12 protein-coding genes and 1 other annotated feature are annotated in these 14,961 nt (G+C 37.3%); of the genes, 1 reads left to right on the forward strand and 11 read right to left on the reverse strand.

Features of this window, described 5'->3' with window-relative positions; genetic code table 11:
* Positions 1 to 13: 13 nt before the first annotated feature.
* From VIO64_RS14790 to VIO64_RS14840, 11 genes are all read right to left on the reverse strand, one after another.
* Complete coding sequence (locus VIO64_RS14790; protein ID WP_331919581.1) at positions 14 to 1,021, reverse strand: alpha/beta hydrolase; 1,008 nt, start codon at positions 1,019 to 1,021, stop codon at positions 14 to 16.
* A 6-nt stretch (positions 1,022 to 1,027) separates the two neighbouring features.
* Positions 1,028 to 2,512 carry a class I adenylate-forming enzyme family protein gene (locus VIO64_RS14795; protein ID WP_331919583.1) on the reverse strand — a complete coding sequence of 495 codons (1,485 nt, stop codon included), beginning with the start codon at positions 2,510 to 2,512 and terminating at the stop codon, positions 1,028 to 1,030.
* A gap of 52 nt (positions 2,513 to 2,564) precedes the next feature.
* The gene (locus VIO64_RS14800; protein ID WP_331919585.1) at positions 2,565 to 3,605 is read right to left on the reverse strand and encodes a ketoacyl-ACP synthase III; all 1,041 of its coding nucleotides are present in this window, start codon (positions 3,603 to 3,605) and stop codon (positions 2,565 to 2,567) included.
* A 62-nt stretch (positions 3,606 to 3,667) separates the two neighbouring features.
* Positions 3,668 to 3,919 (reverse strand): acyl carrier protein, encoded by a 252-nt coding sequence (locus VIO64_RS14805; protein WP_331919587.1) that lies wholly within the window; start codon positions 3,917 to 3,919, stop codon positions 3,668 to 3,670.
* A gap of 30 nt (positions 3,920 to 3,949) precedes the next feature.
* Positions 3,950 to 4,999, reverse strand: coding sequence for a 3-oxoacyl-ACP synthase III family protein (locus tag VIO64_RS14810; protein ID WP_331919589.1), 1,050 nt, complete (start codon positions 4,997 to 4,999; stop codon positions 3,950 to 3,952).
* Between the two features lie 950 nt (positions 5,000 to 5,949).
* Positions 5,950 to 6,978 (reverse strand): spore photoproduct lyase, encoded by a 1,029-nt coding sequence (gene splB, locus VIO64_RS14815; RefSeq protein WP_331919591.1) that lies wholly within the window; start codon positions 6,976 to 6,978, stop codon positions 5,950 to 5,952.
* Between the two features lie 117 nt (positions 6,979 to 7,095).
* On the reverse strand, positions 7,096 to 7,872 hold the full coding sequence (trpA, locus tag VIO64_RS14820; RefSeq protein WP_331919593.1) for a tryptophan synthase subunit alpha: 777 nt from the start codon (positions 7,870 to 7,872) through the stop codon (positions 7,096 to 7,098).
* Positions 7,865 to 9,049, reverse strand: coding sequence for a tryptophan synthase subunit beta (trpB, locus tag VIO64_RS14825; protein WP_331919595.1), 1,185 nt, complete (start codon positions 9,047 to 9,049; stop codon positions 7,865 to 7,867). The genes trpA and trpB overlap by 8 nt, the downstream gene beginning before the upstream one ends.
* Positions 9,050 to 9,131: 82 nt before the next feature.
* Positions 9,132 to 9,377, reverse strand: a binding site (T-box leader).
* Between the two features lie 79 nt (positions 9,378 to 9,456).
* Positions 9,457 to 11,082, reverse strand: coding sequence for an MBL fold metallo-hydrolase (locus tag VIO64_RS14830; RefSeq protein ID WP_331919597.1), 1,626 nt, complete (start codon positions 11,080 to 11,082; stop codon positions 9,457 to 9,459).
* A gap of 131 nt (positions 11,083 to 11,213) precedes the next feature.
* Positions 11,214 to 11,486: a metalloregulator ArsR/SmtB family transcription factor gene (locus VIO64_RS14835; RefSeq protein WP_331919599.1), complete on the reverse strand. Its 273-nt coding sequence runs from the start codon at positions 11,484 to 11,486 to the stop codon at positions 11,214 to 11,216.
* Positions 11,487 to 11,525: 39 nt separating this feature from the next.
* Entirely contained in the window at positions 11,526 to 13,985 is a 2,460-nt protein-coding gene (locus VIO64_RS14840; protein ID WP_331919601.1) for a CoA-disulfide reductase, read from the reverse strand.
* 269 nt (positions 13,986 to 14,254) lie between these two features.
* Here VIO64_RS14840 and VIO64_RS14845 point away from each other — a divergent pair, with 269 nt between their 5' ends.
* Positions 14,255 to 14,929 carry a hypothetical protein gene (locus tag VIO64_RS14845; protein WP_331919603.1) on the forward strand — a complete coding sequence of 225 codons (675 nt, stop codon included), beginning with the start codon at positions 14,255 to 14,257 and terminating at the stop codon, positions 14,927 to 14,929.
* Positions 14,930 to 14,961: the final 32 nt, after the last annotated feature.

Here is a 14,961-nt window from a genome sequence, read left to right on the forward strand (position 1 = left end):
AAACAAGTAATTCTTAAACATTACTTACATCTTTATTTTTATCGCTATTATGAATGCTTTCATCATTGTTCAGAAATTTGAATATATCTCTAGAAAGCCTTGGCACTCTTAAAACATTCAAATGTCCTGATGAGTATTCAATAGCGTTTTTAATTCCAATTTTATTTATAAAGGCATCATACTTGACTTTTTCGATTACCTGGTCATAGATTGAATAAACCATTGTCAGATTATCAACCTTAAAATCCGGGCCAATATTTTCGCAGGGATCAATTTCTGCTAATATTTTTAATACCTCATCCCTCGACATTAGACTTTCATCAAGGTCTCGTCCTACTGTGAGCAATAAATTGTTGTCCCATGCCAGCTTTTTAAACTCTGTAACCGGATTAAGCAAGAACGTTTTTATTAGACTTTTCTTCAGTAAATAATAACGGAATGCTGCACACCCTCCCATACTAAAGCCTAAAATTCTTTTTGGCATACTGTTGTGATATCCGATAAACTGCATGGATGCCTCAATATCCAGAACAGTCTGTTTAAATGCATTTCTTGTCCTGAACAAATCAGCACTAAAGAAATATTCACCTCCGAAAAAACTTCCCTCTGGCCTTCTTTCAAAATGGTACGGTAATACCATAAAATATATATTGAAATTCAATTCATTGAGCTGCTTTATCAAAAATAGATAATTAGCCATATTGTCGTCAAACAAACCATGAAGCAGTAAAATATTACATTGAGGGTTGTCAGACGGATAATAATAAATATTTATCAAGTTATTTTCCAAATAATGCGGTTGCTTATAAAAAGATGGAATCTGAAAGTGACTAATCCCATTGACAATGTCAACTAACTTGATTTGAGATTTTTCAAGTTGCAGATCATCAATACAATTCAAGGATATTTCATCTTTTTTAAAAAATGAATCATCGGGTGAGTGTCTTACTTTTGCCAGCTTTTCACTAATAAGCTTTTCCATTGCCAATTTGTCAACAAACTTGGAACTTGCTTCATTCACGTAAAATCACCCCTTAGCCTTAAGTACCTTTTTATCAATCTTCCCAAGATTATTCCTTGGAAATTCGTCAATTATAGCTATGTATTTTGGTACCTTAAAGTTTGCAATCTTACCTGAGACATACTTTATCAAATCTCTTTCAGTCGCTTTTGCATTGTCCTTCAAAACCACATATGCCTTAACTATTTCACCATAAATACTATCTTCAATACCGATTGCAGCTGAATCAACAACATCCTCATGTGAGTTTATTGCAGCCTCCACTTCTAAAGGTGACAGCTTAAGTCCTGCAACATTAATGACATCATCCTTCCGTCCGCAGATTACAAATGAACCATCACTTCTTCTATAGCCATGATCACCTGTATACACCCACCCATCTCTTATTCTTTTGGCTGTTTCCTCAGGTTTGTTTAAATAACCCAGCATTATTCCTTTACCTCTTACCCTAAGTTCTCCAATAATTCCATCCTCTAAAACCCTGCCTTCTTCATCAACAGCATTAATTTCCAATATGCCCTTCGGTGGGAATCCAACATTTCCTGCCGGTTCAGGCAGCATATTCATTCTTGTAGATATAAGTGTAGATGTTTCAGACATGCCGTACCCCTCGTCAAGATAAATGCCTGTAATTTTATACCACTCTGCAGCAGTTTCAAAGTTAAGAGGAGCCGCAGCAACAAAAGCAGCTTTTAGCCTTCTAAGTGAATCATGAATGGATTCATATCTTAAAAGCTGCTGATAATGCGTTGGAACACCTAAAATATGTGTAATATTCTCTTCCAGTATTGCTTTGGAAATCTTTATTGGCTGGAATGATCTTAAAAACACTATTGCAGCCTTTCCATCCAAGGAAGGAATAAGAATTGAAAGAGAACCGAAACCATGGGAGAATGGTACAAAACATATTATCCTGTCATCTTTGGTATATTTATATAAAGACATGTTACTTTTTTCCAAAAACACTGAGTAGCATCCAGCTGATATCATTACACCCTTTGGCTTGGATGTTGAACCTGATGTGTAGAGAAGCATTGCCAGCTCATCTTCTTTATAATTGTAAAATTCCTTGTCTACATAACTATATGTTCTTATTTCATCGTTAAATTCATTAATATTAACCACATCCGTCTTAATATTTTCCGGCAAATCTATCTCTGTGTTATTAAGATGGGTAACCAGGCACTTGGCACCAGAGTCCTCTATATAGTATAAAACCTCATAAGACTTATATAACGGATCTATGAGGCATATTACACCACCAATGTATTGAACCGCCAATAATATAACCGCTGCTTCTATGCTGTTATATAAATGAGTTGCAATTACATCTCCACTTGTATAACCCTTTGACTGCAATAGTCCGGCTACTTTTTTTACTTCCTCCATAAGCTCTATATATGTAAGTCTTCTCCCATTTTCTCCATCTATAAGTGCATCAAGATCCAGATACTGTTCCTCTGTATCAAATAAAAATTCACAATAATTCATAAATATTTCCCCCTAATAAATTAAACCCTATGATCAACTTAAGCTTGTAATTTCAATACCTGAAAATCATTCCACCACTGCTTGCTCCTGCCCCGTGTGCATGCATCATCACGAGATCCCCTCTTTTTAACCGCCCTGAAATTATAAGATTATCAAGATTTAAAGGGCTCATAGCTGCAACGGTGTTCCCATGCTTGTAAAACAGACTTTGACTTTTCTCTTTTGGAATCCCAATTACTTTTAGCTGTTCCTCCCATATTTTTGTTGATTGATCGGACGTAACAAAAAAGTCAATATCGTCAGTTGTAAGACCTGTCTCTTCTAGCAGCTTGTCTGCAATTATCTTAGAGTATCGGACAGCTCCGTTAAAAATTAGATTTGGGTCTGCGATTTTCATGAAAAAAACACTTGGATCCAAATTTTCCATTCCTTCTCGAAGGAAGCTGGTTCCAAATGTTATCTTTGCATTATCATACAAAGAATGATTTGTCAAGAGATAAGAAGCCATAAAGCTCTTAACTTCGGAATACCCTATTAACATCGCTGCTATAGCATCACCGAATAAAAACACGGTTTTGGGGTCGGGACTTTTCCAATGGCGAGTGCATTTGCCAATTGTACTTCCTCCGAAAATAAGAACATAGTCATCACCTGAAGAAATATAACGAATAGCTAGATCCATAGCATGCATAAATCCACTGCATGCCGAGCAAATATCAAATGCTGGTATACCTTTTTTGACACCAAGCTTTTTTAACACTCCTATTGATGTTGCAGGAATCATATAATCACCAAATAGTTTGGTATATATAACTCTGTCAACCTTGTCTATATCTATACCTGCTCTTTCGAGACACTGTACAGCAGCGGCAGCCATTATGTCCTCCGTTTTCTCGTCTAACTGTGTCCATCTTCTTTCCTTTATGCCCACAGAGTACTCAACTGCCCTGTCTGTTGCAATTATATTATAATTATCAATTATATCCTGATTTGAAACCACATCTCTTGGAAGGCCGATGCCTGTAGAAACTATTCTGGCATACCTATCAACATTGAGTGATCTTATATTAGGAAACTTTACTTCTCTTTCCATTAAACCTCCAGTTATATAAAAAGCTATTAGCCTTTTAAAATTGATTAATATAATCTAATCAATTATGCCTCCTGCATTTTTCCTATAATATGGCTTACAAGATTCTTCATAATATAAAGCTCAGAATCTCCTTCAATCATGGGAATGGAGAAAGTCTCCGAAAACCTGAATCCCAGTTCGACAAGTGCAATTGAATCTGCACACAGCTCTTCAACAAGATTTGTTTCAGGGCTAACTTCATCTTCGTTTACCCTCAAATAATCCACAACTATTTCTTTAACCTTGTTAAAAATCTCATTTTCATTCATATCCATTTTCATCCTCCAAAAATTCAAAATAAAATATTAGACTTTATATATTAAACCTCCACCGCTTAAACCTTCTCCATGCGATATCAGCATAATATTCATACCTTTTTGTATCCTACCTGTTTTATAGCCATGATCCATAAGAAGCGGCAACATTGCTGACATGGTATTTCCATGATCCCTTAAAAGCGTAATACTTTTTTCTTCTGGTATACCCAGGACTTCCAAAGTCAGTTCCCAAATCCTGCGATTATTTTCTGTTACAAGAACCAAGTCAATATCCTCTATCTTAAGACCGCATTCCAATAAAAGATTTTGTGAAACAGCATTAACAGCCTGCCTGTAAAAATCCTCTGCGTCCTTCCAGCTACCCATTTTATATGTATCAAATATATGTGACATCTGCTCCTCAAGATTTAAATCTTGTCCCATATCTACAATTGTCAATGGTGTTATAGCAGTAGCTTGCTCATAATATTCATAATTGGAATAAAAGTAGCTTGCCAATATATGTTGTTCTTTAGAATACCCTAAAAGTACGGAAGCTGCCGCATCACCAAATAAGAAAGCAATTCTGGGATCATTTTTACTTACCAGCCTGTTGCTTATACCGCCTGATGCAATAAGTATATAATCGTCCCCGGTACTTATAAACCTTGAGGCAACATCTACAGAATGAAGAAAGGATGATATTCCCCCATCAATATCAAAGGCATGGAACGCAGTAGTACTTTCAAGCTTTCGCTGCAAAATGCTTGCAGTCATCGGCAGAAGATTATCTCCATAAAACTTGTTTACAATAAGCCTTGATAAGTCATCAGGCTTTAATTGGCACTGTTTAAGGCACTTGTCTGCTGCAATCTTTAAGAGATCACTGTCAGACTCATGATCATGAGCTACATGCCTTAATTCAACACCTATGGATTTTATAATAGCTGAGCTCTTGAAAGGCAAGGCGTATCTATTTATAATGTCATCATTGCATAAAGTTTTCTCCGGTACACAAGAAGCAACCGATTTTATTTCGCAGTAACGACTGATGTTTTTCCGTTTAGGATTAGGAAAAAAATAGTGTGTGTTTTTCATATATTCCCCCAATTGTAGTGTTAAATACACCACGATTTCTTAGACATAACAAAATCATGAAATGATTTTGCATCCTTGGTCGTTGTCGTGAGAAATTGTTGTGTAGCATACACCACAATTTCCTAGACATAACAAAATCATGAAATGATTTTGCACCCTTGGTCGTTGTCGTGAGAAATTGTTGTGTAGTATACACCACAATTTCTTAGACATTAAAAAACAAATGATTATTTAAGGAAATAACCATTTTGTTATCATTATATTACGATTTTACAATGTCATTTATCTATTTCACCAACCTATTATATAATTGTTTTAATTGTTTTTACAAAAAGAGTTGTATTTTTAGTACTTCACTAATTTAATGGATAATTGTCCCGGTTTGACACTTGGGATAGTGCCAAAGCTTCACTCATACTTGCGTAATGGCAGTATAAAAAGCTTTTGAAGTTATGTTTAAACCAATAACCCCGGAAAAGGTTGGCCGCAAGATATATAATGCCAACGCCGACATTATATAATAACAGAATAAAACCTCAAAATTTAAATAACCATAATTCAATTAACAAGGTCCAAATATTTTGTCGAGTAAATAATAAAAGTATTCTTTTGTATATAAATATGATAATACACATCTAAAATATTGTAAAGTATTTTACGAAATTAGTTTACAATATTTAACCAAATATATTTACTGCCATTTTTTGTCACATAAAAGAAGTTTTTATTCCAATATTCTACAATAGTCAGCAATAAAATAAATTGAGAAGTGATTTTGCAACTTTGATGTTGTAGTGAGAAAGGAGCTGTTTTAAAACGGCACTTAACCACACATATTGTGTAGATTTGAAAAGAAAAAACACAATATTAGGCGGTTAAAAGACATTTTCCAACAGCTACTTCCTGATATATGGACAAAATTAAATATAGCTGCAAAGCAATAAATGAATTTACACAAAGTAATCAATTAATGCTTGAGGAAACCTTTTCGTTATCAGCGAAGAGATAAATTCCTTTATTTCACCTGCATGTTCTTTGGTATAAGTATACTTATACCTTCCGAACTTTCCCCACTTTAATGTTCTCTTTGATTCATCCATATCAAGCTTTGTTCCGGGAAATCTTTTTATGATAAACTCTTTCGCAGTAGGTGTAAAACGGTGCTGAATAAGCTCAAATGTAATTGGTTCAATGGAGTTAACACTATTAATCTTCTCCTTCAAACGGTCAAACAGCTCCATATACTCCTCTTTCCATCCTTCATATCTCATGATGGGAGCTACAATAAATCCTAAAGGATAACCGGCACCAGCTATTTTAGATGCCGCTTCAACACGCTCCTCTAAGTTTGCGGTATTATGTTCGAAATTATTAATAACATACCTGGAATTTATGCTAAACCTGAAACGGGTATGAGAGTTATGCTTTAAGCCCAGCAATGGTTCTACCCTATCAAACTTTGTTACTACCCGCAATCTTGCATTTTCCAAGGTTCCGAAGAATTCAATGGTTTTTGATAAGCTCCCTGTTATATGTTCAAGGCCTAAAGGATCTCCTGAACTGGCTACTTCAAAGGTGGTCAGCTTATTTTCATTATTTGCTATATGGGATTTTATATTGTCAAATATATCTTCAAGATTTACATAAGTCCTCAAATAAGGCTTATACGCCTGGGCTGTTTGTAGATAACAGTATTCACAGTTGCCCGGACAATTGGTAACCAGAGAAAATTCATAGTCTGCAGAAGGTTTGCAGACATCAAGTTTAGTCCCTTTTTTGGTTGTGATCACTAAAGTTTTCTTAGCCCTTGGAAATTTTTCTCTTTCTGTAGTTCCCGGTATCATTCGTGAAACATTTTGTGCTGTTGTTCTTATTATTTCAGTATTTTTATTTCGGAAATACTCATAAAGCTCTTTACCAAGGGGGTACTTGAGTGCTGAAGGTTCAAAAAATACTCTTTCAGGCATAAATAATTCCATAAGATTAGATCAGCCTCCTTATTTATAGTATTTCTCTAAAGTTTTTGAAAATCTCCAGCAATTTATGGCAAAGAACCCCTATCGTTGTCATGAAAAATTGCAGCGTGTAATTTCCTACTATTCCCCAACAACTGCATTCTTCATTAATCTTACATATTCTGTAACATGCGGCACACAGTTCACCCCATATTTCTCAACAATCTTTACTATTGCACTACCCACAATCACTCCATCTGAAAACTTAATCATTTTTGCCGCCTGTTCAGGAGTAGATATACCAAAACCAATTGCACAAGGTATATCCTTAGCCTCTTTTACAAGCTTAATCATTTCCTCTACGTTGCTACCAATATCCTGTCTAACTCCGGTTACCCCCATGGAGGATACACAGTATATAAAGCCCTCAGCTTCACTTGCTATCATTCGAATACGGCTTTGGGATGTAGGTGCAATCATAGAAACAAAAGTAACATTGTATTTTGAGCAATAGGGCAAAAGTTCGTTCCTTTCCTCAAATGGAATATCAGGTACAATAATTGCATCAACACCTGCATCCTGACAGTTCTTCATAAACTTTTCCGAGCCGTAGGTGAATATAGGGTTTGCATATGTCATTAAAGCAAGAGGGACATTGCAGGTCTTTCTAATACGTCCTACCATGTCGAATATTTTATCTGTAGTTGTTCCACTTGAAAGTGCACGATAATCAGCATCCTGAATAACAGGTCCTTCTGCAATCGGATCAGAGAATGGAATTCCCAATTCAATCAAATCCGCACCAGCTCCCGCCATTTTCAGCACCAATTCTTCAGTCACCTCTAACGTGGGATCCCCTGCTGTAACAAATGGGATAAAGGCATTTTTGTTTCTGAATACTCCGTCAAGCCTATTCATTTATTTGCACCCCCCTGTAACGTGCTATAGCAGCAACATCCTTATCTCCTCTTCCAGATAAGTTGATTACAATTATCTGATCCTTGCCCATGGTCGGTGCAATTTTTTTTGCGTATGCAACTGCATGGGAGCTTTCTATTGCCGGAATAATTCCCTCAATACGTGAAAGGTATTCAAAAGCCTCTACAGCCTCAGCATCCGTCACCGAGACATATTCAGCCCTTCCGGTATCATAGAGGTTTGAGTGCTCCGGGCCAATTCCAGGGTAATCAAGGCCTGCAGAAATGGAATAAACCGGAGCAATCTGTCCATACTCATCCTGACAAAAGTAGGATTTCATGCCATGAAAAATACCCACAGAACCTTTTGCTATAGTTGCTGCAGTCTTGTCAGTTTCAACACCATGGCCTGCTGCCTCGCACCCTATAAGACGTACATCTTTATCTTCTATAAAGTCATAAAAAATCCCTATAGCATTGCTTCCTCCCCCAACACATGCAAGAACTGTATGGGGCAGCCGTCCTTCTTTTTCAAGCATTTGCTGCTTTACTTCACGGCCAATAATGCTTTGAAAATCGCGTACAATAGTTGGGAAAGGATGCGGTCCCATCACAGAACCTAAGACATAATGAGTGTCTTCAATACGCTTGGTCCACTCACGCATTGTTTCATTTACTGCATCTTTAAGTGTCTGAGTACCGCTTGTTACTGCATGAACCTTTGCACCTAAAAGCTCCATGCGGTATACATTAAGTGCCTGACGTTCGGTATCTTCCTTGCCCATAAAAATCTCACACTCAAGTCCCATAAGTGCTGCAGCCGTTGCTGTAGCAACACCGTGCTGTCCAGCTCCCGTCTCTGCAATCACTCTGGTTTTACCCATACGTTTTGCAAGAAGAACCTGACCTAATACATTGTTAATCTTATGAGATCCTGTGTGGTTAAGATCCTCGCGTTTCAAATAAATCTTAGCCCCTCGAAGATTATAAGTCATCTTTTCTGCATAATAAAGCAGCGACGGCCTTCCTGCGTAATTTTTCAACAGTTCATCCTTCTCCGATATAAATGCAGGGTCATTTTTGTAGTGATTATATGCCTCTTCCAGCTCGATCAGAGCATTCATAAGGGTCTCTGGAACATATTGTCCACCATGGATACCAAATCTTCCTTTTGACATATTCATCCTCCTTTTCATATCGATTAAAATACCATTTGTATTATAATGTCCTAAACAATAAAAAAAGACCTTTATCCCCTATAACAGGGACAAAAGTCATAGCTTCTGCGGTACCACCCAAATTGACGATAAATCGTCCACTTATTCAGTATACAATCATATACGCCTCGCTGGTAACGGACGAGATTCCCGTAAGCACCTACTCTTATAATAATTTCGGGCTTCCCTCTCAAGACCATTCGGAATAACTTTGTAACCGCATTCTCAGCACCTGGCGGTTCTCTTTGTACAAATAATTATTCTTACTACCCTTGATCATAGGTTTATCATTATTGACAAAATTATAGCACTAATTAATAATATTGTCAAACCAAAAAGCCAATACACCATAATACCGTAATACCAATCTACTTTAAAACTTCAACCATCTGTCTTTCCAGATTCTTAAGCTTGATTCTGAGTTCATCTATTTCAATATCTTCCTTCTCATCCTTCATATCGGTTTTAAGAATTTCAGCAAGCTCGTTGAATTCTTCCTTCATTGTTTCAAGAAGCTCAATAACTGCAAGTCTCTTAAATTGATAACTTACCTCAGGTTTTTCCATACTCTCGATGACTTTTCCGCCTGTAATAACGTAAGATTGGCCTTTATCAGGGATAAGAGTCTCAATGCCCAGTTCAGACTTAATAAGTCCTGCAAAGGAATTCATTACCTCCTCCTCACCATGAACAATGAATATCTTCTTCGGCTTTCTATTAAACTTTGAAACCCATGCCAAAAGATCATCCCTGTCTGCATGGCCTGAAAAACCATCAATTGATTCAACTCTAGCTTTTACAGTGATTTCCTCTCCGAACAGCTTAACCTTTTTTGCACCCTCAACCAGTTTTCTTCCAAGAGTCCCCATAGCTTGATAACCTACAAACAGAATTGTAGAGTCTTCCCTCCAGAGATTGTGCTTTAAATGATGCTTTATCCTGCCTGCTTCACACATTCCGCTGGCCGATATAATTATGATGCTGTCTTTTCTTTCATTGAGCTCCTTGGATTCATCCGCTGTTTTTGTAAACTCCAGACCCGGAAAATCCAATGGATTATCACCGTTTTCTATGTATTGTCTGGCTTCATCGTCATAACAATCAAGATTCTTTCTAAAGATTTCAGTTGCAGAAATAGCTAAAGGACTGTCTATAAAGACTGGAATATCCAGCAATCTTTCCAGTTTGCCCTCAAACTTTTCTCTTTGTTTGTGAATATCATATATTATTTCCTGCGTTCTTCCAACTGCAAAAGAAGGAATAATAACATTTCCGCCATTTTGGACTGTTTGGTCTACTATATCGATAAACTTTTGGACCTTATCCCTTTTATCCTCATGGAGCCTATCTCCATAGGTTGATTCCATGATAAGATAATCAGCAGATTCAATAATTGATGGGTCTCTCAAAATGGGTATGTCCCTGTTTCCAATATCACCTGAAAATACCAATTTGGTCACTTCACCCTTATCTGTAATCCAGACCTCTATCATTGCTGAACCCAGTATATGACCTGCATCATTGAATCTAACCTTCACGTCATCATTAATTTTTATTGCTTCACCATAGTTGACACCTTTAAATAGCCTTATGCAATCAAGAGCATCCTGATAGGTGTATAGAGGCTCGATGGCATGTTTGCCTGCTCTTTCCCTCTTTCTGCTTATCCATTCAGCTTCCATTTCCTGAATGTGCCCTGAATCCGGAAGCATTATGCTGCATAAATCACAGCTTGCCTTAGTAGCATATACAGTGCCGCAAAAGCCATCCTTGTATATTTTAGGTATTCTTCCGCTGTGGTCAATATGTGCATGAGTCAGTAAGATAAATGATATTTCCGATACATCGAAAGGAAAGGATTCCTGATTAAGAGTAATTTCCTTCGAGTGGCCTTGAAACATTCCACAGTCCACAAGGAACTTACAGCTTTTTGTTTCTACTAAGTAACAAGATCCGGTTACTGTTTTGGCTGCTCCGAGAAATGTTATTTTCATATGGGCACCTCACTTTTCGCCAAAACACATTAAATATTAAAGTGCTTTAGCTATATTAAATTGTTCCCTAATTCTATTATACCATATTTTTGGTGTTCTTGAGATATCCAATGTTAAGATCGTCTACTATTTTAATTAATCAAGAGATTTACTATTTTCTTGGCTTCCTCATCAATCACTGCATAATAAATCTCACTGCCATGATGCTTTCCTTCAATTATTCCTACCGACTTTAGCTTGGCTATATGTTGAGAAACAGTGGATTGAGGGAGATTTAAGCATTCTTGCATTTTACTAACATTACATATACTTTCCATGAGTTCTTTTACAATGTAAAGTCTGTGTGGATGGGCTAAAGCCTTTAGTTTTTCTGCCTTACTTTGAATATTTTCTAAATTCTCCAATGCACTCCTCCCTTTCCATCCATCGTACATTAATAATGTTTATATAAATAAATTCATATCAGAGTCCTCTGCAGCTCCTAAAAACGTTGCAACTCCGCCTATTGTAATGCCGTCAATCAGTTCCTCCCTCTTTATTCCCATTATATCCATGGACATGTTGCAAGCCACAAACGTCACACCGTTTTTCTTTGCTTGGTCAATAAGCTCTTCCAATGATGAAACTTCCTTTTTTTTCATAAGGTACCTTATAAGCCTTCCCCCTATACCGCCCATGCTCATCTTGGATAGAGTCAGCTTTTTTGAACCTCTTGGCATCATAAACTCAAACATCTTTGACAGAAAATCTTTTTTTACATTTGCACCTTCAGGTTTTCTAAGTATATTTAATCCCCAGAAGGTAAAAAACATTGTAACCTTTCTCCCCATTGCGGCAGCCCCATTGGCTATTATAAAGGATGCAATGGCCTTATCAAGATCTCCGCTGAATACTACCATTGTTTTATCATTCTTTTTTGGAACTTCTGGGGTTTGATTGTTATTTACCTCCTTTAAAACGGCTGCTTTAAAAGTGTTGTTCTCAAATCTCACATCAATCAGCCTATTCCCTGTAGTTTTGCACCATGTTTTAATATCCTCGGCAAATGCAGGATCTGTTGCTTTTATCTCAAGAATTTCACCATAGTTCATTGACTTAATGGTGTCATAAACCTTCATTATTGGGCCAGGGCACTGAAGCCCGCATGCATCAATCTGGATTTTTGTATCAGCAATGCGGCTGTCAGGGCTTACATCAACAGGCTTTATATCGTCGTTTTTTAAAATCTTGTCATACTCATAAATATCCTCATTGGCCTGCTTCTGTACGGCTACCTGGTATGTCTTATACCCTCCGCTTAAGTTCTTTACTCTATATCCCTTTTGCATAAGTATCCTTGACGCCAGATACCCCCTTAATCCCACCTGACAAAAAACGTATATATCCTTGTCTTTAGGTATATCATCCAGCCTATCGCGAATCTCATCAACAGATATATTTATAGATCCCTTAATGGTTCCAAGTCTGTGTTCCTCTGGAGATCTTACATCAATAAGCATGGACTTTTCAGTGTCAATTCCTCCTACCTCTTCCCAGTGAAATATCTCCACATCTTTTTTTAGGATATTGGATGCCGCAAAGCCTGCTATATTAACAGGGTCCTTTGCTGAGGAATAGGGCGGAGCGTATGACAGTTCGAGGGTCTCTAAATCAAATACAGTCATATTTGCTCTTATGGCAGTGGATATGACATCCATCCTTTTGTCAACGCCTTCATACCCAACTATCTGAGCCCCTAATATCCTGCCATCCTTTTTTGCAAATAACAGCTTGATCGACATTGGTATTGCCCCAGGATAATATCCTGCATGAGACGCAGAATGGGTAAAAGACTTTTCGAATTCTATCCCGTTTTTTTTGAGTATTCTTTCATTATTCCCCGTTACAGCCACAGTTATATCAAAAACCTTAACAATTGATGTGCCTTGTGTTCCGCCAAATTTTTCATAAAGACCGGCTATATTGTTGGCAGCAATCCTTCCCTGCTTGTTGGCAGGGCCTGCAAGCGGAATCAAAGCCTCTTTGCCGCTAACAAAATCCTTTATCTCGACGGCATCTCCAACAGAATAAACATCTTCATTAGAGGTTTGCATATACTCATTTACCAGTACACCTCCTGTTTTACCTATGGCAAGGCCTGCTTCCCTTGCTATTTTAGACTCAGGTCTTACACCTATTCCCATTATTACCATGTCAGCTTTAAGGGTCCGCCCGCTTGACAGCTTAACATTGACCCATGCATCACCATCCTCAAAAGCCTCAACGGCATCCTTCAAATAGAACTCAACTTGCTTTGTTTTCAGATGTTGATGAACCAAAGCAGCCATATCATAATCCAATGGCCCAATTACATGGTCTGCAAGTTCTACAACAGTAACCTTAAGACCTCTTAAATGAAGATTTTCAGCAACTTCAAGGCCGATAAACCCAGCTCCCACAACAACCGCCCTCTTCGGATTCATCCTATCCACATAGTCCTTAATCCTGAAGGTATCCGGTATATTTCTTAAGGTAAATATTCTTTTAGAGTCTATACCCGGAAGAGTCGGCCTTATTGGCTCTGCACCCGGAGATAATATCAATTTGTCATAACTTTCTGTATACACCTTTCTTTCAACAAGGTTTAGAACCTCAACTTTCTTGTTTTCTGTATCTATTTTTGTAACCTCACTGTTTACCCTCACATCAATCCGAAATCTTTCCTTCATTTTTTCAGGAGTCTGTACCAGGAGCTTTTCTTTATCCTTGATGACTTCTCCGATATAATACGGCAGCCCGCAATTGGCAAAAGAAATGTGCTCACCCTTTTCAAACAATATTATCTCTGCCTCCTCACTAACCCTCCTAAGCCTTGCCGCTGCACTTGCACCACCTGCAACTCCACCTACTATTACAACCTTCATTTAATTCGCCCCCTTCGATGATTCGTTAATTTATATTAACACTCAATCCTTATATCTATATATTGTAATTTTATGATATATATCTTGTTCTGTCAATGTAAATATATTAATTTTAAAAATTAATATAACAGCAAAATCTTTATGGACATGAACACATCGCCAATAGCAAACATATTATGTTAATAACAAAATGGATTGCGATTTTGCAACCTTGTTTGTTGTCATAAGAAACTTCAAAACTTTATTAATTTACGAGGAAGGCGATATAAATGGATGAATACTACTCCATGAACCACTTAGAGGATACAGACTCGGCAAAAAACGTCGAAAATGTATATTATACACTTTCAAATTCACTAGAAGAAGCATCCAACCCAGTATACAAAATTCCTGTATTTCTTAGCTATGCAACACCATATAACAGCTTGCAGCAAGAATTTTTAAACCGGGTAATTGAAGAAATCAAGGATCGTTTGCTTTTTCCAAGAACTCTTGGTAGAACCGATCAATATACCGAAACTCCATTAACTGGTATAAGGCGTATGATGCTAAGTAGTTTTGGGTTCATGACCATTGCTTTCCGGCGAGTTTTTGTTACAGAAGCAATATCCAGGCTTTGCACACCACAGCAGCAAACCTTTGAAAATTTTTGGTTAAGCAGCCCATATATACAGATTGAAACCGCAATGGCATACCAACGTGGGCTTCCCGTTATGATACTTGTAGAGGAGGGAGTCAGCACGAATAGTGTCTTTGGTGGTGTATTGGAACAGGGTGCAGATCCTTTTACCATTATCAGGTTTAATCCTCAGGATCAACAGTCAATAACAGATTTCTTCAACAGTGTATTCTGGAAAGAGACATTTGAAGACTGGGTTGGCCAAGTCAGATGTTATTATGATAGGCTAACTTCTCCTGAATACAGTAATAAAATGTGTCAATAAACACTTGCAATATGAAATTAGCCCTTCATCTA

This window comes from Pseudobacteroides sp., assembly GCF_036567765.1.
Classification (GTDB): domain Bacteria; phylum Bacillota; class Clostridia; order Acetivibrionales; family DSM-2933; genus Pseudobacteroides.